This window comes from Mucilaginibacter terrigena (genome assembly GCF_004168255.1).
In the GTDB taxonomy this organism is placed as follows: domain Bacteria; phylum Bacteroidota; class Bacteroidia; order Sphingobacteriales; family Sphingobacteriaceae; genus Mucilaginibacter; species Mucilaginibacter terrigena.
In genome coordinates this window covers 64,368-85,824 of record NZ_SEWG01000001.1, presented here as the reverse complement: position 1 = coordinate 85,824, position 21,457 = coordinate 64,368, and the positions used below count along the sequence as shown (strand labels likewise).

Genomic DNA, 21,457 nt, shown 5'->3' with positions numbered 1-21,457 from the left:
ATGTGCCGCGTTGTTCAGATAGAAGTGATGTTCATTCTATCTGTTAAGTAAATTTATGCGCTGTAGGCCATCGATCTGCTCAACTCCTCGTTAAGGCGAATTTCCTTTTCCAAACTGATTAGTTTGGTCATGGCGCGGTCGTAAGCATCGTCGCCCAGCAACAGGTACAATGGCGGGTTATCCTGGTTTGCTACGTTTATAATTGCTTCAACGGCTTTTTCAGGGTCGCCGGCCTGGCTGCCGTCCATCTGTTGATAGCGGGTGTGCATTTCCCTTACCTCCCGGTAATCATCAATAGGGTGTTTTGCTAAAGTCAGCGATTCGGGCGTTAAAAAACTGGTGCGGAATGCACCGGGTGCAACAATTGTAACCTTTATGCCGAATGATTTAACATCCTGCGCCAATACCTCTGACAGGCCAACTACCGAAAATTTGGTAGCCGAGTAAACCGCCCAACCGGTGTTGCCTGCAATACCTGCAATAGATGCTATATTAATGATATGGCCGCTTTGCTGGTAGCGCATATATGGCATTACCATCCGGATAACATTTATGGTACCAAACACATTTACATCGAAACTATCGCGGGTTTCTTTATCGGTAAGTTCCTCGATACTGCCGCCAATGCCATAACCGGCATTGTTTATCACTACATCTATGCGGCCGAAGGTTTTTTTTGTTTGATGAAGTGCGCAGCCCACGCTATCTTCGTTAGTAAGGTCTACCTCAATAGGTAAGAAATTATCGGCGGTTGAGCCCACGGCAATAACCAGATTGGCAAGGTGGCGCGATGTGGCTGCAACATTTTGCCCGGCAGCAAGCAATTGCTTTACCAGGCTTAGCCCCAACCCTTTAGATGCGCCTGTAATAAACCATGTTTTTGTATTGTTCGTAATATTGATGTTTTGCATATTACAAAATTAAAACACACGCACCCTAAGCGTTTGCGCCATTCAAACAAATAATTACATAATTCAAACAGATCTGAAAGATGACGGCGTTGAACTGGTTTGTTTTTTGAAAAAATTATTGAAATGAGAGGGCTCCTCAAAGCCCAGGCTATAGCTAATTTCCGATACGTTCCAGTTAGTGTGCCTTAGTAAAGCCTTGGCTTCACTGGTCAGGCGCTCAAAAATATGGTCGGTAGTGGTTTTGCCGGTGGTTTGGCGTATGGCCCTGTTCAGGTGATTCACATGAACCGACAGCCTATCGGCGAAGTCCTTGGCCGATCGCAGGTTAAAGCGTTGCGACGGCGTCTCTATCGGGAACTGGCGTTCCAGCAGTTCGGTAAATACCGATGTGATGCGCGAATTTGCGTCGGGGTGCTGGTAGATGGTTTCCTGTGGCTGCAGCTTTAACGCATAGTGCATTAACTCGGTAACGTAGTTGCGCAGCAGGTCGTATTTAAAGCGATAATCGGAATTGATCTCGTCCAGCATCTTTTTGAAGATCTGGCTGGCATACTCGTCCTGTTGCTGGTTAAGGGTATAGGTTGGCCTGCCGGATAAGGCGAACATGGGCAGTTCATGCACATTAGACCGTATGGCATCGGTAAAAAAAGCCTCTTTAAAGATACAGAACGAACCCGTTGGGTTTTCACTTTTATGCTCGAAGGTGTAGGGAACGTTAGGGTTAAAAAAGATAAGCGTTGCGCCGTCAACCTCAATACTTTTATCGGCGTAATGTACCACATGCTTACCACGAATAAGGCTGATCTTATAGAAATCCCTGCGGGTATAAACAATTGGTTTGGCTCCGGGCGCGTAACAATCCTCCAAACAGAAAACGTTAAAGTGCCCTATCTCCTGCCCAAGGTTATCCGGCAGGTAATTAAATTTCTGCCTGTAAAAATCTTCTATCGTTTCTGTAGTTGCCATAAGGCAAAGTTACAAAATTCAAACTAAATGCAAAGTTTTATCGGGGTGTCCCATTCTGTCCCATTCAGAAACGAGTGGGACACCCACGCAAAAAAGCACAAGTTATTTATAAACAAAAAATTACGGCGTTTATTTAAAGTTGGACATTAATTAAAAAAGGATTTTTTAAAATTACAATTACCTTATTTACAATGTTTTATGTAAATTTAATATTGCTATAAATATTTAGTGGGACACCTCGCTAAGCGTGGATCGTTCCATCGATAAGTTGCCCGTAAAAGTCGGTCACGTTCATACCCATTGCCCTCACCTGTTGCGGTATCAGGCTGTTGGCGCTTTGGCCCGGCGTGGTATTCACCTCAATGAAGTAGAACTCCTGCGTACCCTCCAACAGGATAAAATCTATCCGCACCATACCGCGGCAATTTAAGCGCAGGTAAATTTGGGTTACAATATCGGCTATCTCGTGGTTTTTGGCTTCGGGCAGGTCGGCGGGGGTAATTTCTTCCGAAACGCCGGGGGTGTACTTAGCTTCATAATCAAAAAAGTCTTTAGAGCTGATGATCTCTGTTGCGGGCAGCACTACAATTTTGCCATGCAGCCTGGCAATGCCGATACTAAACTCGCGGCCCTTTATAAACTCTTCAATCAGGATCTGGTTATCTTCCTTAAAAGCTTTCTCAATGGCATCGTGCAGGCCAGCAACGTTGTAAACCTTGCTCATGCCCACGCTGCTGCCGCCGTTATTTGGCTTGATGAACAGCGGGAACTTTAATGCTGAGGCGATGTTGGCGGTATCGTGCCCATCGCGCTGGTGCAGTTGGATAGATTTTGCGGCATGCAGCCCATGGATGCCATTTACAATAGCCTTGGTGTAGGCCTTGTTCATGGTTATGGCCGATGTGGTAGCATCGCAGGTATTGTAAGGGATACCTACCAGGTCGAAATAGCTTTGCAGCTTACCATCCTCGCCGGGGGTGCCATGAACGGTGATGAACGCGAAACCGAATTTTATCTTTTCACCATTTAGGGTAAGGCTAAAGTCGTTTTTATCAATATCGATAGCCCGGCCATCGGTTTCGTAAACCCAGTTGTGTCGGTTTATCAGTATGGTATAAACCTTGTATTTGCTTGCATCCAAACTGGCGGCAATATTTTTAGCGCTGTTGATAGATACTTCGTACTCGCCGGTAAAGCCACCGGCCAAAAGGGCTACGTTTATGGTTTTCATGATAGCCAAAGATAGTTTTTGATTTTGAATATGGGGATGTTGGATGGAGAATTTAGGGGATATAAAGGAATATTTTTCAGAGACGCGAAGTATCTCGTCCCTACATTATATCCGCTATTTCACCACCTTTATCCTTTGCAACCACTCCTTCACCTCTGCCCGTGCCTGCGTTTCCTTTTCGTCTTTCATTACAAATAGTACACCATCCCGTTCAACGCCGCCTTTGGTGGTAAAGCCCTCTAATACATTGCTTTTAGGACACAATTCTTTTACAGTATTAAAAGTGCTGCCTATGCCATAACCTGCATTGGTGTTGAAGGGTATAATGGTTTTGCCGCTAAGGTTATATTGTTTTAAGAAGCTTTTTATGGGTGGTGGCAGTTTCATACCCCAGGTAGGGAAACCGACAAACACCATGTCGTACTTATCTATGCTGTCTATTTTGGTTTTCAGCGGCGGTAAAAAACCAGTTTCGTTTTCATGCACCACCTGGTCAACAATAGCCCTGTAATTTTCGGGGTATGGTTTAAACAGTTCTAACGAAACAAGCCTGCCTCCTACCTCATTGTGTATGATTTGGGCTATCGCTTTGGTATTATTAGTGCGCGACAGGTACACGATCAACACTTTACCTTCAGGTGGCGTTTGCGCGATTGAGCAGGCTGTTATGCCGCAAAAAGCAATTATTAAAAATAATAAAAACGTATTTTTCACTCCGTTGCTAAATAACAAGTGCCCTATTTAACTTTATACGCGATAATGCGATTAGTACGAAACGATGGCACGTACAGCGTTTTGGTTTTGCTATCGTAACTGATATCGTTTGCCATGATTTTGCCGGCACGGGTATCTAATAGTACCTGTTTTGTCCCATCGGCTTTTACGTAATACAGTATGCCGGTGTAATTACTTAGGATGAACTCGTCTTTAGATATCATTACTATACCATCAAGGCCATTCTCAAACCCATCTGCAATTGTTGTTACGTGTTTATTTACATCTACTTTTTGGAACACAGCCGATCCTACCACATACACATCGGTACCAACGCATAATATGCCGTTAGCCCCCGGCACACCCTCAAGGTACAAGGTTGGTTTATCGTTCTCAATGCTGTAAAACTTCCCGGTACGTGTATCGCTTACGTAAATTACACCTTTTGCATTTACAGCCAGGTCGTTCAGCATTCCGGCACCTTCAATTGGGATGCGTTTAACAACCTTTCCTGTAGCAATGTCTATCACAGCTACCGCGGCAGTTTCGGCAGTGTAAAACATACCCTTATAAATGGCCGAGCCTTTGTTAGAATTAAGGCCGGTTACATAATCGGCTTTGATAACTTTGCCCTGTAAATCTAACCGGACTACCGAACCTGAACCCATACTGGATACATAGAGCGATTTTGATATCGCTTCAAAAAGTGCAGACTCCGGCCCTTTGATGGTGACCGAATCTGATTCCCATAATTTTTCCAGGCTATGCTGTGCAAATAAAGGCGCATACATAAACGCAGCGATGGCTAATAACAATACCTTTTTCATATTAATTTAGGTTAATTTTATTATTTAGTTGGAGCTTCTACATTAGAATAATTTAAAACCATTTGCGGCAGCCGCAACCCATTGATGGTTATGCCCGCTAATTGCTGGTTAAATTGTTTCAATTCATCACCCGTAAATTTTATATTATCTGCCGCTGCGTTTTCCAGCATGTGTGCCATCTGCGTTGTTCCGGGGATAGGTACTATCCACGGTTTTTGCGCGGTAAGCCAAGCCAGCGAAATTTGTGCGGGCGTTGCATTTTTTTGTGCCGCCCATTTTGTTATTAATTTTACCAACGCCATGTTATGAGGGAGATTTTCAGGAGTAAAGCGCTCTTCAATACCGCGAATGTCGCCGGGCGCAAAACGGGTATTTTCGTCTATGGCCCCTGTTAAAAAGCCTACACCGAGCGGGCTCCAGCAAACAAAACCTATCCCAAGTTCCTCGCAAAGTGGCAGGATCTTTTCCTCGGGCCCGCGCCATAGCAACGAATATTCGTTTTGGATAGCCGTAACCGGGTGTATTGCGTGTGCCCGCCTTACAGTTTGTGGCCCCGGCTCAGATAGGCCGTAATGTAATACTTTACCCTGCCCTATCAGATCTTTAATTGCGCCTACAACATCTTCAATGGGCACTGCGGGGTCTACGCGATGCTGATATAGCAGGTCTATACGGTCGGTATGTAAACGCTTCAGCATACCTTCAACTACCTCTTTAATGTGCTCGGGGCGGCTGTTAAGGCCCGGCAGGCGCTTGCCGGTTTTTTGGTCTATCGCCCAGCCGTACTTAGTTTCAATAACAATTTTATTACGGAACGATGCGACAGCTTCGCCCAAAATGCGCTCGCTTTCAAAAGGGCCGTATGCCTCTGCGGTGTCAAACAGTGTTATACCGTTATCATAAGCTTTGCGGATGATATTGATCATCTCGGGCCGGTATGGGATTGTTGTTTGATAGGTACGCCACATATTCTGCACACCAAGGCCGATATTGGAAACCTCCAGTTTACCCCCAAGCTTGCGACGCCCCGATAATGGCACAGGCGTTGCTGAAGTCAGGTTTTCGGCACTGGCATTCGATGCAAGTAACGAGCCACCGGCTAATGCCAGTCCTGTTTTTAGTAGATCACGACGATTCATATCTGCTGCTTTTGATGTTAGTGTTGAGGTGCTTGTGGCTGGCTGCCACCATTCATTTTAACCGGCCTTAGCAAGGTAGAAAAAGTGAGCGAGCCCATTTTCCATTTGCCGTTTTCTTTAAGGTAAACTTCTGTCACCATAAAAGCATGCACAACTTCGTTGCCGCCAACAACAGCCAGCAGGTCGATATCATTCAACAGGATAGCGGTATTGCCAAAAATATTTACCGAAGCGCCGTACACCTCTGCTTTTTTATACCAGATAAAGCCTCCTTTAATGGTATTCAGTTCCTGGGTTTTGCCCCAACTGCCGCCCATGTGTACAAATACACACTTATCATCAAACAGTCCTTTTAAGGCATCCACATTTTTATCGGCCATCCATTGCCATTTAGTTTTAGAAAGATCAAGGATCTCCTGTTCTTCTTTCGTTGTGCCTGCGGTGGCCGTGCCCGGTAATTTAGCCTGGGCGTTTGATAGTTGTACTATGCCTATGCATAGCAACAATGCGATAAGTGCTTTTTTCATAATTTATTTTAGTTAGTTTATTTATTCGCGCTGTTATATTCGGCATCGGTTACGCGCTGCAGCCATTGGGTTTTGTTTACCGCGCCCTTTGTGCTTGCGGCAATGTAGGTAAAGCAGATTTTGGAGATGCGCCATGCCAGTGCGCTACCCCCGGCACACATTTTATTACATCACCTTTATGTACTACCCGGATGGCTTTACCCTTCTCCTGGGAATAGCCGGTACCATCAGTTATAATTAGTATCTGCCCTGCCGGATGGATGTGCCAGTCGAGCTTTGCGCCGGGCGCAAAGGTGGCAGTAGCTAATGCAACGTCGATAACGGTATCAGCTTTGTTCAATTCGGTAAGCCAAACATCGCCGGTATGGTTATCGGTTTTTGACAACTCGCCTTTAGGGAAATTGATGTGGTTTGGGCTGCAGCCCGAGTTGATGCTAAGGCTCCTGCTAAGATGAATACATACAGTAATTTTTTCATGATATATTAATTAACGGTTTACCATTTTTTGTGCTTGTTCAGAATACCTGTTACCCTGCACTTGTATATTAGATAGCGCATCGCTGATCTCTTGCAAATCATCAGCCGACAGGGTAATGTGCGCAGCGCCCAAATTCTCTTCCAGGCGGTACAGTTTTGTTGTGCCCGGGATAGGCACTATCCATGGTTTTTGTGCAAGCAGCCATGCCAATGCAATTTGCGCGGGGCTCGCGTTTTTATCTTTAGCGATATTTCCCAATAAGTCAACCAACGCCTGGTTGGCCTTACGGTTCTCTTCCGAAAAACGAGGAACGGTATTACGGAAATCGGTTTTATCAAATGTGGTGTTCTCGTTGATAGCCCCTGTTAAAAAGCCTTTACCAAGCGGGCTGAACGGCACAAAGCCAATACCCAATTCTTCCAGTGTTGGTAATATATCCTGCTCAGGTTCGCGCCACCATAACGAGTATTCGCTTTGCAGTGCCGCCACGGGCTGCACCGCATGCGCTTTGCGAATAGATGCTGCGCCGGCTTCCGAAAGGCCGAAATATTTAACTTTTCCTTCCTGTATCAAATCCTTAACTGTACCGGCAACATCCTCCATCGGCACTTTAGGGTCAACACGGTGCTGGTAAAGCAAGTCTATCACATCTGTTTTTAAACGCTTTAACGATGCCTCGGTTACCGCCCTGATCGTTTCCGGGCAGCTATCAACACCTAATGCAGGCTTCCCTTCCTTAAAACCGAATTTGGTAGCAATAACTATTTTATTGCGGTATGGGGCTAAGGCTTCGCCTAATAATTCTTCGTTATCAAACGGGCCGTATGCTTCGGCACTATCAAAAAAGGTAACGCCGTTATCTACCGCAGCATGCAGTAATTTTATCGCGTTGGCTTTATCGGTTGCCGGCCCATAGCCATAACTAAGGCCCATGCAACCCAGGCCAAGTGCCGATACTTCTAACCCGCTTTTTCCTAATTGTCTCTTTTCCATTTGTTTATTTTTACCCCGTTAATTAAAACTTATATCAACAGTACAAAAGTCAGTCCTTTTATTGGGTTAAACAGGATACCAATTACTGATGTTTATACCATTATTACTGATTTGAGGTTGATTGGCACCTATCCATAGATTATTAGCGTAAATTCGAATAAAAAAGAACTGTTATGGATACCATGCGCCGTTTTACTACCATCAGCGAATACAATGCGTTTAACAACAACCCAACCAAGCACCCATTGGTAACGGTGGTCGACCTATCAAAGGCCGACCCGAGGCAGGGCTCGCAAATGTATTTTGGTTTTTATGTCGTTTTTTTGAAGGACGTGGTATGCGGCGACCTTGTTTACGGCCGTAATACTTACGATTACCAGGAAGGCACATTGGTATTTATGGCACCGGGCCAGGTAGCCGGAGTTAACAGCAATGGCGAATATTACCAGCCTAAAGGCTATGCGCTTGCATTTCACCCGGACCTGATACACGGCACCCCGCTGGGTAAGCACATGAACGACTATAACTTTTTTGGCTATCAATCTAACGAAGCGCTGCATTTGTCGGAAAAAGAGAAAAGCATCATTTTAGATTGCTTCGCTAAAATAAATTATGAACTGGAACAATCTGTTGATAAACATAGCAAAAGGCTAATCGTATCAAACATAGGGCTGTTCCTTGATTACTGCGTACGTTTTTACGACAGGCAGTTCATCACCCGCGACCACGTTTACCAGGGTGTTATCGAGCGGTTTGAGAAACTATTAAATGACTACCTGGTATCAGACAGGCCCCAAACACTCGGCCTGCCTTCGGTAGCTTACTGTGCCAATGAACTAAACCTATCGGCTAACTATTTTGGCGACCTGGTAAAAAAAGAAACCGGCAAAACAGCATCCGAATACATCCAATTTAAATTGATAGATGTTGCCAAGGAACGGATCTTTGACATGGATAAAAATGTAAGCCAGATAGCCTACGAACTGGGCTTTAAATACCCGCAGCACTTTGCGCGGTTATTTAAACAAAAAGTGGGGCATTCGCCGATGGAGTACAGGTCGATGAATTGATTGTAGCCGCACTAATATCCCCCAAATCAGAAATTGAAAATTCGAAATCCGAAATCAAATCCCTATGTTTGAAGTTAAATTCCCTACAGAAACGCATGAGTAATTTTTGGGCTTATTTAAAAACCAGGCAATTCCGTAACACTGTTTTATTGGTTATAGCCACGGTTATCACCATAGTTTTGATAGCCTTTTTCAGCCTTAGCTCGTACACCCGCCACGGGCAGGGCATCCCGGTACCGGCGCTTAAAGGCCTTAATGTTGATAAAGCTATGGAACGGCTTAAAGAGCAGGGCTTTAACTATAAGATAGATTCGGTTTACGTGCCAGACCAGGCCCCCGGCACCATTGTAGAGCAAGACCCCGATGCCGGCACCAACGTAAAAGAGAACCGTACCATTTACCTTACCATGGTTACCCAACTGGCGCCCAACGTATCGCTGCCCGACCTGATAACCGAGCAAAGTATTTACCGCGAGGCCGTGGCTACACTATCAAACTACGGCCTTAAGGTTGGTGACACCAGCTACCGGTCGGACATTGCGCGCGACCGCGTTCTGGAAGTGCGTTTTGGCGGACTGGTTATAAAACCTGGCACCAAAATACCAAAAGGATCAAAGCTTGACCTTGTGCTGGGTAACGGCGCCGGCGCAAGCGAGGTAGATATCCCCGAATTGGTGAACCTTGACCTTGATGCCGCTAAATTTGCCATAAAGGGCGCAGGCCTAACCATTGGTACAATTACCTACCAAGGTTCGATAAGCGACTCTGCCAACGTGGTGGTGGTATCGCAGTCGCCTATGCGGGCCGATTCGGCAAGTAAAACCAGTATAGGCACGCGTATAAATTTAACCGTAGGGCAAGGTAAAGCAAATGATGTCCCAACAAATTGATGCGGCTAAATTACTGCAGCGCATACAAAACGGCGAAACGCTAAACCTGCTTGATGTTAGGGAAGTTATTGAATACCGTACCTTTAATATGGGCGGGCAAAACATCCCGGTAGGTAAACTAAAACAAAACATTAACAACGTCATTTACAACAAAACCAACGAGATAATCGTTATTTGCAGTGCAGGTATCAGGAGCGAAACAGCACACGCTATTTTAATTGAAAGCGGCTTTGAAAACGTGCTGAATTTAAAAGGAGGACTTAAAGCACTGCAAAAACTAAATATTAACAACACATCTACCTAAACATAGCATGAAAAAATTTTGGATAGCGCTGGTGGTCATCATCGTATTATCACTGGCCGGTACCGGCGTATTTTACTATCTCCGCTTTTTTGGCCCTAACGTTACCGATAAGCAGGAATACCTGTATATTAAAACCGGATCGAACCTCGACGACGTTTTTAAAACCATACGCGAACAAGGTATTGTAAAGGATACTACGTCCTTTTTGCAATCGGCACACAGCATGAAATTTTTGAAGGTTAAGCCAGGCAAATACCGTTTAAAGCCGGGCATGAGCAATCGCAGTTTTATAAATATGCTTAAGGCCGGCAACCAGGAGCCCGTGACCCTTGCTTTTCATAACATCAGGCTAAAAGATCAATTCGCGGGCTTTGTATCTAAAAAGATCGAACCTGATTCTGTTACTATTTTAAGGCTGTTGGATTCGGCGAAGTTTGCAGAGCAGCATGGCTTTACTACCGATAATATTTACACGGTTTTTATCCCTAACTCCTACCAGGTGTACTGGAATACATCGGCCGAAAACTTCTTTAAAAAGATGTATGCCAATTACGAAAAATTTTGGACACCGGAGCGCAGGCAAAAGGCAGCCGACTTGAAGTTGACACAGCAGGAAGTATCTGTTTTGGCATCGATTGTTGACGCCGAGGCTTTGCACGATGATGAAATGCCAACCATTGCCGGCCTTTACCTTAACCGCATTAATAAAGGTATGAAGCTGCAGTCCGACCCTACTGTCATTTTCGCGGTGAATGATTTTACCATTAAGCGTGTGCTAAATCGCGATTTACTTAGTACTTCGCCGTATAATACTTACATGTATAAAGGTTTGCCCCCCGGCCCAATCATGATGCCATCGGTAAACGCCATTAAAGCGGTACTGGATTATAAAAAAACCGATTACCTGTACATGTGTGCCAAGGCAGATTTTAGCGGCAACCACGCCTTTGCTACTAACGAGGCTGAGCATAGAATTAACGCCAAAGCGTTTCAACAAGCGCTTAACGACAGGAATATCAAACGCTAATGTTTCAGCACGCTACAAAACTGAGGGTGCGCTACGGCGAAACCGACCAGATGGGTTATATGTATTACGGCAACTACGCCGGGTTTTTTGAGGTGGGCCGTGTAGAAATGCTGCGCAGCCTGGGCTTAACTTACAGCGGAATGGAAGCATCGGGTATTATGATGCCCGTGCTGGAACTAAAATGCAAGTACCTTAAACCCGCCCGCTACGACGAGGAAATAACCATTAATGTAATAATGGATAAAATGCCCGGTGTAAAGATCCATTTCAGGTACGACCTGTTCAACGAAAAGGGCGAACTGATACACATTGGCGAAACCCTGCTGGCTTTCATTAACATGAAAACTAACCGCCCTTGTTTGCCGCCATCTGATTTTATAGAAAAATTAAAGCCTTTTTTTGAGTAATTTTAGCCGTAATGAGATGGGCGCACAGATTTTTACTGCACTTTAAATTTTACCAATACCTTACCGACTGGGCTAAAACTGTTTACATCCCCGGGTTTAGGCCCCTGCCCCTGTATACGGTTGTTGTATTTTTTATCGAGGAGATCTATAAAACTTCGCTGGCTAACCGGGCTGCTGCTTTGGCATATAACTTTATGCTGGCGCTTTTCCCGGCTATTATATTTTTATTTACGCTGATTGCTTACATCCCTATCAATGGTTTTCAGAAAGACCTGCTGGACCTTTTTGCTATGATAATGCCAACTAATGCCTATAATGTTTTTAAAAGCACCATAGAAGATATTATTTCCAGGCAAAACGGGCAATTGCTGTCGATAGGGTTTTTAACAGCGCTATATTTTGCTACAAACGGCGTAAGTAATTTAATGCAGGCCTTCAATAAATCGTCGCTGATACTGGAAACGCGCACCTGGCTAAAAAGGCGGCTGATAGCCCTTATTCTTACAGTGGTGATAAGTGTGGCCTTACTGGTGGCCATAACCATTATGATAGCCGGGCAGTATGTGATAAATTTTATCCAAACAAAATTCGACAGCAACGCACAATTCTGGGCATGGTTAATAGCCTTCTCACGCTGGCTGGTAATATTGGTGATATTCTTTTCCAGCATATGCATACTGTACCGCTACGGGCCCTCAAACAAGCGCAAATGGAAGTTTATTAACCCCGGTTCTATCCTGGCTACATCATTAGCCATATTAACATCTGTAGGGTTCACCTACTATACCAACAATTTTTCATCATATAACACGGTTTACGGCACCATTGGTACACTCATCGTAGTAATGGTGTATATGTATCTAAACTCGATGATACTGCTCATTGGGTTTGAATTAAACGCCAGTGTAGACCTTTCCAAGCGCACCATACGCATAGCAAAACCCCGCTTCAACACCTTCAGGACCAAAAAAACAGACGATACTGCCCATTAAGGCAATGACAATCAACCCATTATAATTAGTTTAAAAAAAGTGAATATCGAGTTTGGCAATTCAGCCCGGATTTGTACTTTTGTCCCCGGAGAGCTGGCAGAGTGGTCGATTGCGGCAGTCTTGAAAACTGTTGACTGTAACAGGTCCTGGGGTTCGAATCCCTAGCTCTCCGCAGATTAAAATTAAAAGCCTCATATAAGATTGATTTTCAAATAGTTAAAATCATTCTCTTATGAGGCTTTTTAATTCCACACCTATCATAAAGCACTGATAATCATTTTATTAGTGTTCGAATCCTTTATATCATTCCATTTTCAAGATAGCAATACCCTTAATAAGGTTCGCTGTGCTTAGTTTGGTATTAAAAAACAAGTCGAAAGCAGAACTATAGAGATACCAGCGGATTAACTGTACGCAACCGAACGTTTTATTGTTCCTGTGATATTTATATCAGCAACTTCACAAGCATATCGTTGAATTACTTAGGGGGTTTAAAGCCAATTGGCGACGCCGCGAATCCGGCAAGTCATCATAAAGATTCAGCAGAAGTCCTATTCAACCTTTTTTCCGTCCTATTCGGCCCTTCCCGGCGAGACTAATTTTGTTACAACAAAACAAAAAGGATGAAAACTCAAAAACAATTTGACGCAATAATTATCGGAGGTAGTTATTCAGGGCTGGCAGCAGGAATGGCCCTGGGGAGAGCTTTATGTAAAGTGCTTATCATTGATAGCGGCAAACCGTGTAACGCCCAGACACCGCACTCACATAACTTCCTTACCCGCGATGGTGAGACTCCGGCAGATATTGCAAAATTGGGCAGGGAGCAGGTCGAAAAATACAGCAGCGTAAACTTCTGGAACGGCGCCGCAATTAAAGCGACAAAGGTCGACATCGGGTTCGAAATAGATGTTTCTACCGGAGAGGTATTTCTTGCTAAAAAATTGATTTTTGCAACGGGTATCCGCGACATGTTACCCGACATTGAGGGCCTTTCAGAATGCTGGGGCATATCGGTACTGCATTGTCCGTTCTGTCATGGTTATGAAGTTAGAAATGAAAAAACCGGAATAATTGGTAATGGCGAACAAGCGTATGAACTGGTTTCCCTCATCTCAAACTGGACAAATGCTCTCTATATATTTACTAACGGTCCTGCAATATTTACGAAGGAACAATCTGAGAAATTAACCGCCCGCAATATCAAAATCTTTGAAAAACCGATTTTAAAACTGGAGCATACCAATGGCTATATCCAAAATATCGTTTTTTCAGACAATAGTAAAGCGCCCTTAACCGCTGCCTATATACGGGCACCATTCAGACAAGTAAGTTCGCTTCCCGAATTTTTAGGATGTGCACTAACTGAAGAAGGTTACATCAAGGTGGATGCTTCACAGGCAACAAATATACCGGGCGTTTTCGCAAGTGGCGACAATGTAACCAGAACCCGCACGGTAGCAAACGCAGTTAGTACCGGAACCACAGCAGGAATGACGGTAAGCCGTCAGTTAATTACAGAACAATTTTAATAGCAGATCATGAAAGAATTTTGGGATGACCGATATCGTCATACGGGCTATGCCTATGGGATAGCGCCAAATCGATTTCTGGAAGAGCAGCTTCCTCAATTTAAGTCTGGCTCCATCTTACTACCTGCTGATGGCGAAGGTCGTAACGGAGTGTTTGCTGCCCACTTGGGCTGGCAGGTGACTTCAGTTGACTTGAGTGCTGAAGGAAGAATAAAAGCGTTAAAACTTGCAGAAAACGCAAACGTAAAGCTTGCCTATCTGGTCGGAGATATTGAAAATATCCCATTTAAGCCGGCGTCTTTTGATGCTATTGCTTTGATCTACGCACATTTTGCTGCCAGCAATAAAGCGGCAATACATCAGAAACTGAACTGGTATCTCAAACCGGGTGGTATTTTGATCCTGGAAGCATTCCGAAAAGAGCATATCAGCTACAATGAGGTTAATCCAAATGTGGGCGGACCGAAGGAATTAGGTATGCTCTACTCAACCGAGGAACTAACGGTTGGATTTCCGGATCATGACATCCTGTTGCTGGAAGAAAAAGATATTGTTCTTGATGAAGGAAAATATCACCAGGGATCGGGAGCCGTACTGCGGTACGTAGGACGGAAAAAACAGCAATAAATTAATATACATATAAGTCAAAATGAAAATCATCATCGTAGGTGCGACAGGCACCATGGGACAGCACTTGGTAAGTGCGTTAGAAAAAGAACATGAAATTATCCGCGTCGCCAGCAGTGGCGGCGATATTCAGGCCGATATTACCTCAACTGCTTCTATCGAAAATATGTTTAAGCAGGTAGGCGAATTCGATGCCTTGATCTCGACGGCCGGACCGACTTTTGTCGGCACATGGAAAAAGCTGGACGACAAAAATTTCCGGAACGGTGTAGAAGGTAAAATGATGGGCCAGATCAACCTGGTGCTGATCGGCCAGCATTATATTAATTCTAAAGGATCTTTTACATTGATCACTGGTGCTTTAACTGAAGAACCACAGAGAAACTTTGCCAATGCCTCTGCGGCGAATGGTGCCGTGGAGGGTTTTGTACGCGGGGCCGCAATTGAGTTGGAAAACGGGATTCGCATCAATGCGGTAAGCCCAACCGTTATCGAAAACTCGCCGCAGTACTTTCCTTATTTCCCGGGCGAAATACCCACGACCATGAAAGAACTGGAGTATGCATTCCGTAAAAGCATATTCGGTGCGCATACCGGGCAGATCATCAAAACCTGGTAAGGATATACCACTTGATAAGAAAAGGGCTATTCATAAATTGAATAGCCCTTTTCTTATATAAAACTCAACCACCTCCGGCAGATTTTTTAGTTAATTTTTTGATCAGTAGGTCGAGGAACGGGATTGCCACAAATATCATCCAGGGTACTAACGACATGGTTAGTATCAGGGTACGCTGATATAACTGAAAATCGGCCAGGCGTTCCCCAAAAAGGAAATTGAATAGTGTTATCGACGGGTAGATCACGACCCAGATCTTTAGGGCCGCGATCAATTTCATTTTTGCTTTCATTTTTTTAATGCTTTGTTAATAACAACAAAGCTATCTGGACTGCCATCCTGACGGTAGGATAGCACCATAGTATTACAGGACAATACTTAAAAATTAAAACACTTAATTGACTATTATAAAGCAACTTACAATTTAAGCAACATCCAATTCAACTTTGCAATTGTCCTATCCGGGCCTTGCGGCTGAAAATACTTTTGTGGTACAATTAAATCAATCAAAAACAATCATGAAAAAATTATTTGTAACACTTGTTTCAGGACTACTTTTCCTAAACGCCCAGGCTTTTGCCCAATCAACCGACACCACTATCGTCCAAAAAATTAAAGAGGTTAAACCAGTAAAAACCTATTTCGACATTGTGATCAATATTGTCAGTAATAACCTCAATTACGGTAACCAGAACGACGCTGTTTCAAACTATAAGAAATCGGCCAATGGACTTCAGGCCGGCATTTCCTTCCAGGCAGGTATTACTCCATCATTCTCGCTTGTTTCTGAATTTTACTATATCCGTAAAGGCGGCAACCTGAAAAACGGTAATCCATTGACCGGTGCCGAATCAGCCATTCGCTTGAACGCGCTGGAGTTACCGTTGCTTGCCCGTTATAATTTGGGGAAATTCCACATTAATGCCGGTCCATCCATAGCCTATAATTTCAGCGGAACAACAGAAATGAACGGCCAGTCATCCGGCCTGGTGTTTAATAGTTCCGCAAACGGATTTAATCGCTTTGATGCTGGTGTACAATTTGGCGGAGGAGTGGAATTTCCGGTAAAGCAAAGAAGGATCGAATTGGACATCAGATACGGGTATGGTCTAACCGATATTGCTGCAACTAACCAACTTTACAACAGGGCCATTATGATCAGCGTTCATTTTTCAAAAGCCTGGAAGAAAAATCCATTGGCAAAAAAATAAATGAGCGCTATGAAAACTTTAAACTATTCAAGAATCCCGCGCAAAACCGCAGCAACGGCGGGGGTGCTTTACCTGCTTACTTTTGTATCCGTCCCCACAATTTCACTTTACAAGGCTTTACATCAGCCCGATTACGGTTTGAATTCCAGTAGTGATACGCCAGCTATTATAGGAGGTCTGCTGGAAATTATCGTAGCACTTGGTTGCATTGGTTCTGCTATTACGCTTTATCCCCTGCTTAAAAAGCAAAATGAAAGCCTCGCCTTAGCATTGGTGGCATCCCGTGTACTGGAAGCCGGTACCATCTTTATTGGAGTGGCATTTATTTTGGCTGCCGTAGGCCTGCATCAGCAAGGTGCAGAACCGGCCGCACAGGTTATTATCCGCATGTTAGTCACACTTTATGATCGTGTGTTTTTACTCGGTCAAAGTTTTATGCCTGCTGTAAATGACGCACTCCTGGGCTATCTTTTATATCAGTCCCGCTTAGTACCGCGCGCAATACCAGTAATTGGAATAATGGGCGTACTTCCCCTGTTAGCAGGATATTTAGCGATCATGTTTGGCCATATTAGCCGCGATTCTGCCTGGGCAGGGCTTTCTGCTGTATTGGTGGCCTTATTTGAATTAACGTTAGGAATTTATCTGACCGTTAAAGGGTTCAGCAACAGATCGGAGGAGGTTTATTCCTAATGGAAATAAGAAGAATTAAGGGTGTGATGGCTATACGCCCTGTCATTAATAAATCATGGTCTGAAGCTATGCCGAAAAAGATCAGGTGAATAACCGGTGTGCTTTTTAAAGAAGCGAATGAAGTAAGAAACATCTTCATAACCCAGCGACTCAGCAATCTCCTTTATCTGATTAGGAGTAGCAAGAAGATATCGTTTAGCTTCAAGAATAATGTTTTCATTGATGAGCTCTGAAGGTGTTTTGCCAATGGAGGACTTGGTGATTTCATTTAACTGATAAGGCGAAAGGTTCATCAGATCTACATAGTCCGATACTTGCTTAAATTTCGCCATGTGTTTGTTCAGCAGTTCCAGAAACTTCTCAAGACGTTCCTGAGTATAACTGGAAGCAACCGATGAGGCACTGTTGGGACCGGGACTTTGCCTGGAATACTCAATACAAAAAATATCAAGGTTGGATCGGATCATGTCCTGATAACCTTCTTCTCTTGCAGTATATTCCTGTAACATAGATTCCAATGCGGCTTGTAGCTTATTAAACCTTCCAGTTTCAAATTCGCAGAAATTTTTGTTACTCGCTTTCCTTAGTCTTTGATTTGCAGTAGTTTCTCTGGGGTTATAAAATTTGTGATTAAATTCAAGCAAGTATCCGGTGCTGCCAGCTTTAAGTAACAATTGATGTACTTGTCCCGGGCGCAAAAAGAATATAGAGTGATCCAGAACCGTATGAGATACAAAATCAACTTCGTGTTTGCCCTGGCCATTCTTTAAGGAAAGTATAAAAAAGAAGTCGTGACGATGCAGGTTATGAACAAGATCTTTTTCTCCGATGATGTCTTCTATACGACGAATCTTAAACTGTTCTGCAATGGGATGAACCTTTTGTGATTGAGAAAGTTGTCTGATTGGAATTTTCTGCATTGCAATGATCGGGGTTATGGCTTCAAAATTTTGGGTAGGATAAAGCTACAAAAAACCTGCTGAGATTAGCAAACACCCCTTCAGCTTAACCGCACCTTCCTCCATTTATAAAATTTCATGCTTGAGTTTAAAGTCAGAAACAACATAATACTCATTTTTATTTCAATTTTAAATTATCCAAAAACGTCAAAAATAAGGTTAAGTGTTCGATTGTAATCCGTAAATTTTTTGAACGGCGTCTCAATTAAAGCGACAAAGGTCAACATCGGATTCGAAATAGGTGTTTCTTCCGGAGAGATATTTCTTGCTAAGAAAATGATTTTTGCAACGGGTATCCGCCAGTAACAATCACCTTTTCTGAGCAGTAGTGCTTTGCGATTTGCGCAGCGACCCTACTTTAGAAACATGTCGCGCCGGGATCGACACCGTGTCACCCTGCCGGATTACCGCCTAAAATTCAAGTCCCATTGCTGCATCAATGACCGCATTTGGCAGATCTGCCATAATTGCATCATCCAAGCCATTGGATATGGGTACAAAACGTTAACCTTTACTGTGGCAAGATTGATTGCCTGATTGAGGCAGATCCCCAGATGTCAAATATTTCAGTACAATCGATAAATCCTATAACTAAGGTTCATTATCTTCCTGACCTGAAGTACTGCCCCCTGATCCGGCTGAGACTTGCCGGTGCGATGCCTAAATATGACGCGATCTGGTGATTTGGAACGCGTTGATCAATTTCCGGATATCGCTCAATGAATTCGATATACCGCTCAGTGGCCGTATTGCACAATGATGCCGCGACCCGCTTATTAAAAGCTATTACGGAGTTGCGATAGAGCAACTGGTAATAATGATTCAATCCCGGGATCTCGGTTTGCAGCTTTTCCAGATCTTCACGGGCAATCTGCAACACCTCGGTCTCTTCCAGGCAATCGATATTATAGCTGGTCGGCTTGTTGGTATAATAGCTGTAAAGATCCCCGGCCCACCAATCTTCAATGCTGAATTTCATAATATGTTCCTGTCCCTTTTCGTCTACAAGATAAGTGCGCAATAACCCTTTCAAAACATAAGTCTCATAGCGCGCAACGTCACCCGCCTGAAGAATATATTGGTTCTTCCTGAGCTTTCGGTACTGGAAAGCCGCACCAATGATTTCATTATGTGTATCCGAGAGCACCGCCCCCCGGCTTTCAAAATGGTTTAAAAGAGGTTTTATATATTTTTCCTGCATTGATCTTACGCTGTTTGAACGCTTCAAAATTAACATAGGTTAACGAAATTTCATAACCTATGTATTCGGTCAGTCTTCTGATCCTGAGCAATTTTGTATTATAAAAATACAACAATGCAAAAGATAAAAATAGCTATCGTGTTCCATAGTGGTTACGGCCACACCCGAAAGGCGGCAGAACTGATAGCAGAACGATTTCGCGCAGCAGATGCCGAAGTGCATCTGGTCGACAGTGATGCGGCTGACAAAGCGTGGGGCACCCTGCATACTTGTGATACCATCATATTTGGCTGTCCTACCTATTTCGGTACCGTATCGGCCGGTTTCAAAACATTCATGGAAAGAACAGGCGGATTTTGGTACAGGCAGCTTTGGAAAGACAAATTTGCCGCCGCCTTTACAGTTTCTTCAACCCTCGGTGGCGATAAACAGAACACCCTCCAAACCATAGCCGTTTTTGCTGCGCAGCACAGCATGCACTGGATCAACCTTGGTGTACTGCCACGTTTTTGTGCTGATGAGCAGACCGATGGTCAAAACCGTTTGGCCAGCTACCAGGGGTTGATGATCCAATCAGACAATACTCAAACCGAGGTTAGGGAATTCCACCCGGGCGATCTGCTGACCCTGGAACTCTTTGCCGACCGCATTTTACAAGTCAATTTTAAGAACATCATAAAACAATCAGAAAATGAACAGACGATCAATTGAAGAAGCCTTGAACAGTTTAAATGAACTGGTGCTTCAGGGAAAACTAATGGAAGCTTTTGAGACGTATTATCACGAAAATGTTTCCATGCAGGAAAACAACCTTGCGCCGACAGTATCAAAAGCAGCGAACCGTGCGCGTGAAGTAGAATTTTTGAGTAACGTGACCGAGTTCCGGGGTGCTAAAGTTAAAGCACTTGGTGTAGGCGATGGCGTTTCATTCGTAATGTGGAAATACGATTATACCCATAAAGAATGGGGTGTACGCAATTATACCCAGATATCCGTGCAACAATGGCAAGACGGACAGATCATCAACGAACAATTTATTTACGCAAACTAATAATCACCATGAAAAACTTGATCTACAACACAAATAACAGTTACGCACCATTCATACTACGTGTATTATTCGCCATCGTTCTGCTACCGCATGGTGCTCAGAAACTCTTTGGTCTCTTTGGCGGCTTTGGATTCACCGGAACAATGGGCTTTTTTACCCACACCATGGGCCTTCCCTGGATCATTGGGTTTCTGGTCATCATGCTGGAGTTTTTTGGAGCGATCGCGCTGCTGGTCGGTTACGTTACGCGTCCGGTAAGTATCGCGCTGACCATTTTGATGCTGGGAATCGTTTTCAGTTCACATCTTCAAAACGGCTTTTGGATGAACTGGTTCGGCAGGCAAAAGGGGGAAGGTTATGAGTATTTTATCTTGTACGTCGCAGGTACCTTATCACTGCTGATTTCAGGTGGCGGCAAATGGTCAGTTGACAGCACGTTAAGTAAGTAAACCCATCCAACCTAAAGTTGCGTGCACCTAGCCTGCCATACGAGTTCCAGCCAGGCATTGATCACCTAAAATTAATTTCTATAAATGAAAGCACTTAGAAAAACAGGCTTAATATTAAGCCTATGCCTGATGCTCATGCATGCTGCAGGCTGTAAAAAGGACAACAAAACAAATAATGGACCGGTAGACGCCGGCAACGTTCCACATACCGAGGTGCCTGAACCTTTCGTTGGTGAGTTCGCTTGGTCGCAGGTCTCCAGCGGTGGGTATAGCGACCAATACGGCGGCTATTATTCGAACCTTGTGGTGGGCGCACACATGCGGCTTGATAAAAAGGGGACCGGCATTTTTATTTACCGCTATGATATCAGGTACAGCAATGGCGGTTCAAAAAGCGTGCATATAGATTCGGACGTAGCTTATGAGATTCAAAAACTGAACAGCGAACGGATGACCATCATTATCCACTTTATCCGCGGAAAAAACTATGAAGATGGTGTTTTCCTGCATGATCTTGATGCTGCTAAGATATACCCCAACGGCGATTACGTATGGGAGAACGTGCCTTATGGTACAAATGCGCAGGGTAAGATCTATTTCCAGCCCGGCCCGGAATTAACATTTACAAAAAAATAGAAC

27 protein-coding genes and 1 tRNA gene are annotated in these 21,457 nt (G+C 44.0%); 16 read left to right on the top strand and 12 right to left on the bottom strand.

Features of this window, described 5'->3' with window-relative positions; all coding sequences use genetic code 11:
• Positions 1 to 53: 53 nt before the first annotated feature.
• The 9 genes from EWM62_RS00430 to EWM62_RS00390 form a co-directional block, all read right to left on the bottom strand.
• Positions 54 to 911: an SDR family NAD(P)-dependent oxidoreductase gene (locus EWM62_RS00430; protein WP_129874671.1), complete on the bottom strand. Its 858-nt coding sequence runs from the start codon at positions 909 to 911 to the stop codon at positions 54 to 56.
• A gap of 63 nt (positions 912 to 974) precedes the next feature.
• Positions 975 to 1,877: a helix-turn-helix domain-containing protein gene (locus EWM62_RS00425; RefSeq protein WP_129874670.1), complete on the bottom strand. Its 903-nt coding sequence runs from the start codon at positions 1,875 to 1,877 to the stop codon at positions 975 to 977.
• A 241-nt stretch (positions 1,878 to 2,118) separates the two neighbouring features.
• A complete protein-coding gene (locus EWM62_RS00420; RefSeq protein WP_129874669.1) occupies positions 2,119 to 3,108 on the bottom strand; it encodes a D-alanine--D-alanine ligase in 990 nt (329 codons plus the stop codon).
• A gap of 114 nt (positions 3,109 to 3,222) precedes the next feature.
• On the bottom strand, positions 3,223 to 3,822 hold the full coding sequence (locus EWM62_RS00415; RefSeq protein WP_129874668.1) for a flavodoxin: 600 nt from the start codon (positions 3,820 to 3,822) through the stop codon (positions 3,223 to 3,225).
• Positions 3,823 to 3,845: 23 nt separating this feature from the next.
• Entirely contained in the window at positions 3,846 to 4,649 is an 804-nt protein-coding gene (locus EWM62_RS00410; protein ID WP_129874667.1) for an SMP-30/gluconolactonase/LRE family protein, read from the bottom strand.
• 20 nt (positions 4,650 to 4,669) lie between these two features.
• A complete protein-coding gene (locus EWM62_RS00405; RefSeq protein ID WP_129874666.1) occupies positions 4,670 to 5,788 on the bottom strand; it encodes an aldo/keto reductase in 1,119 nt (372 codons plus the stop codon).
• Positions 5,789 to 5,805: 17 nt separating this feature from the next.
• Positions 5,806 to 6,315, bottom strand: a complete 510-nt coding sequence (locus EWM62_RS00400; protein ID WP_129874665.1) for a nuclear transport factor 2 family protein — start codon at positions 6,313 to 6,315, stop codon at positions 5,806 to 5,808.
• Between the two features lie 76 nt (positions 6,316 to 6,391).
• The gene (locus EWM62_RS00395; RefSeq protein ID WP_238989245.1) at positions 6,392 to 6,700 is read right to left on the bottom strand and encodes a cupin domain-containing protein; all 309 of its coding nucleotides are present in this window, start codon (positions 6,698 to 6,700) and stop codon (positions 6,392 to 6,394) included.
• A gap of 102 nt (positions 6,701 to 6,802) precedes the next feature.
• A complete protein-coding gene (locus tag EWM62_RS00390; RefSeq protein WP_129874664.1) occupies positions 6,803 to 7,786 on the bottom strand; it encodes an aldo/keto reductase in 984 nt (327 codons plus the stop codon).
• A gap of 173 nt (positions 7,787 to 7,959) precedes the next feature.
• Between EWM62_RS00390 and EWM62_RS00385 the strand changes: the two genes are divergently transcribed.
• From EWM62_RS00385 to EWM62_RS00345, 10 genes are all read left to right on the top strand, one after another.
• On the top strand, positions 7,960 to 8,856 hold the full coding sequence (locus EWM62_RS00385; protein WP_129874663.1) for a helix-turn-helix domain-containing protein: 897 nt from the start codon (positions 7,960 to 7,962) through the stop codon (positions 8,854 to 8,856).
• 95 nt (positions 8,857 to 8,951) lie between these two features.
• The gene (locus EWM62_RS00380; protein WP_129874662.1) at positions 8,952 to 9,746 is read left to right on the top strand and encodes a PASTA domain-containing protein; all 795 of its coding nucleotides are present in this window, start codon (positions 8,952 to 8,954) and stop codon (positions 9,744 to 9,746) included.
• Positions 9,727 to 10,050: a rhodanese-like domain-containing protein gene (locus EWM62_RS00375; protein ID WP_238989244.1), complete on the top strand. Its 324-nt coding sequence runs from the start codon at positions 9,727 to 9,729 to the stop codon at positions 10,048 to 10,050. The genes EWM62_RS00380 and EWM62_RS00375 overlap by 20 nt, the downstream gene beginning before the upstream one ends.
• Before the next feature lie 7 nt (positions 10,051 to 10,057).
• Positions 10,058 to 11,077: an endolytic transglycosylase MltG gene (gene mltG / locus EWM62_RS00370; RefSeq protein ID WP_129874661.1), complete on the top strand. Its 1,020-nt coding sequence runs from the start codon at positions 10,058 to 10,060 to the stop codon at positions 11,075 to 11,077.
• The gene (locus EWM62_RS00365) at positions 11,077 to 11,484 is read left to right on the top strand and encodes an acyl-CoA thioesterase (protein WP_129874660.1); all 408 of its coding nucleotides are present in this window, start codon (positions 11,077 to 11,079) and stop codon (positions 11,482 to 11,484) included. Before mltG ends, EWM62_RS00365 begins: the two co-directional genes overlap by 1 nt.
• Positions 11,485 to 11,495: 11 nt before the next feature.
• Complete coding sequence (locus EWM62_RS00360) at positions 11,496 to 12,476, top strand: YihY/virulence factor BrkB family protein (RefSeq protein ID WP_129874659.1); 981 nt, start codon at positions 11,496 to 11,498, stop codon at positions 12,474 to 12,476.
• Positions 12,477 to 12,563: 87 nt separating this feature from the next.
• A tRNA-Ser gene (locus tag EWM62_RS19190) sits at positions 12,564 to 12,648 on the top strand.
• Positions 12,649 to 13,099: 451 nt separating this feature from the next.
• A complete protein-coding gene (locus tag EWM62_RS00355) occupies positions 13,100 to 14,008 on the top strand; it encodes an NAD(P)/FAD-dependent oxidoreductase (RefSeq protein ID WP_129874658.1) in 909 nt (302 codons plus the stop codon).
• Positions 14,009 to 14,017: 9 nt separating this feature from the next.
• The gene (locus EWM62_RS00350) at positions 14,018 to 14,635 is read left to right on the top strand and encodes a class I SAM-dependent methyltransferase (protein WP_129874657.1); all 618 of its coding nucleotides are present in this window, start codon (positions 14,018 to 14,020) and stop codon (positions 14,633 to 14,635) included.
• 22 nt (positions 14,636 to 14,657) lie between these two features.
• Complete coding sequence (locus EWM62_RS00345; RefSeq protein WP_129874656.1) at positions 14,658 to 15,254, top strand: short chain dehydrogenase; 597 nt, start codon at positions 14,658 to 14,660, stop codon at positions 15,252 to 15,254.
• A gap of 64 nt (positions 15,255 to 15,318) precedes the next feature.
• Here the strand turns inward: EWM62_RS00345 and EWM62_RS00340 are convergent, their stop codons facing one another.
• Complete coding sequence (locus tag EWM62_RS00340) at positions 15,319 to 15,534, bottom strand: hypothetical protein (RefSeq protein WP_203234950.1); 216 nt, start codon at positions 15,532 to 15,534, stop codon at positions 15,319 to 15,321.
• A gap of 238 nt (positions 15,535 to 15,772) precedes the next feature.
• On the opposite strand from EWM62_RS00340, the gene EWM62_RS00335 reads away from it, so the two are divergent.
• The gene (locus EWM62_RS00335) at positions 15,773 to 16,465 is read left to right on the top strand and encodes a porin family protein (protein ID WP_129874654.1); all 693 of its coding nucleotides are present in this window, start codon (positions 15,773 to 15,775) and stop codon (positions 16,463 to 16,465) included.
• 9 nt (positions 16,466 to 16,474) lie between these two features.
• A complete protein-coding gene (locus EWM62_RS00330) occupies positions 16,475 to 17,158 on the top strand; it encodes a DUF4386 domain-containing protein (protein WP_203234949.1) in 684 nt (227 codons plus the stop codon).
• 53 nt (positions 17,159 to 17,211) lie between these two features.
• On the opposite strand, the gene EWM62_RS00325 is transcribed toward EWM62_RS00330, so the two are convergent.
• Together EWM62_RS00325 and EWM62_RS00320 are read right to left on the bottom strand one after the other, a co-directional pair.
• Positions 17,212 to 18,078: a helix-turn-helix domain-containing protein gene (locus tag EWM62_RS00325; RefSeq protein WP_129874652.1), complete on the bottom strand. Its 867-nt coding sequence runs from the start codon at positions 18,076 to 18,078 to the stop codon at positions 17,212 to 17,214.
• Between the two features lie 640 nt (positions 18,079 to 18,718).
• Entirely contained in the window at positions 18,719 to 19,318 is a 600-nt protein-coding gene (locus EWM62_RS00320) for a Crp/Fnr family transcriptional regulator (protein ID WP_162499754.1), read from the bottom strand.
• A 114-nt stretch (positions 19,319 to 19,432) separates the two neighbouring features.
• On the opposite strand from EWM62_RS00320, the gene EWM62_RS00315 reads away from it, so the two are divergent.
• The 4 genes from EWM62_RS00315 to EWM62_RS00300 all read left to right on the top strand — a co-directional run bounded on the left by EWM62_RS00315 (position 19,433) and on the right by EWM62_RS00300 (position 21,454).
• A complete protein-coding gene (locus EWM62_RS00315) occupies positions 19,433 to 20,029 on the top strand; it encodes a flavodoxin family protein (protein ID WP_129874650.1) in 597 nt (198 codons plus the stop codon).
• Entirely contained in the window at positions 20,010 to 20,369 is a 360-nt protein-coding gene (locus EWM62_RS00310; protein WP_129874649.1) for a SnoaL-like domain-containing protein, read from the top strand. The genes EWM62_RS00315 and EWM62_RS00310 overlap by 20 nt, the downstream gene beginning before the upstream one ends.
• Before the next feature lie 8 nt (positions 20,370 to 20,377).
• Positions 20,378 to 20,818: a DoxX family protein gene (locus tag EWM62_RS00305; protein ID WP_129874648.1), complete on the top strand. Its 441-nt coding sequence runs from the start codon at positions 20,378 to 20,380 to the stop codon at positions 20,816 to 20,818.
• Between the two features lie 84 nt (positions 20,819 to 20,902).
• A complete protein-coding gene (locus EWM62_RS00300) occupies positions 20,903 to 21,454 on the top strand; it encodes a hypothetical protein (protein WP_129874647.1) in 552 nt (183 codons plus the stop codon).
• Positions 21,455 to 21,457 lie beyond the last annotated feature (3 nt).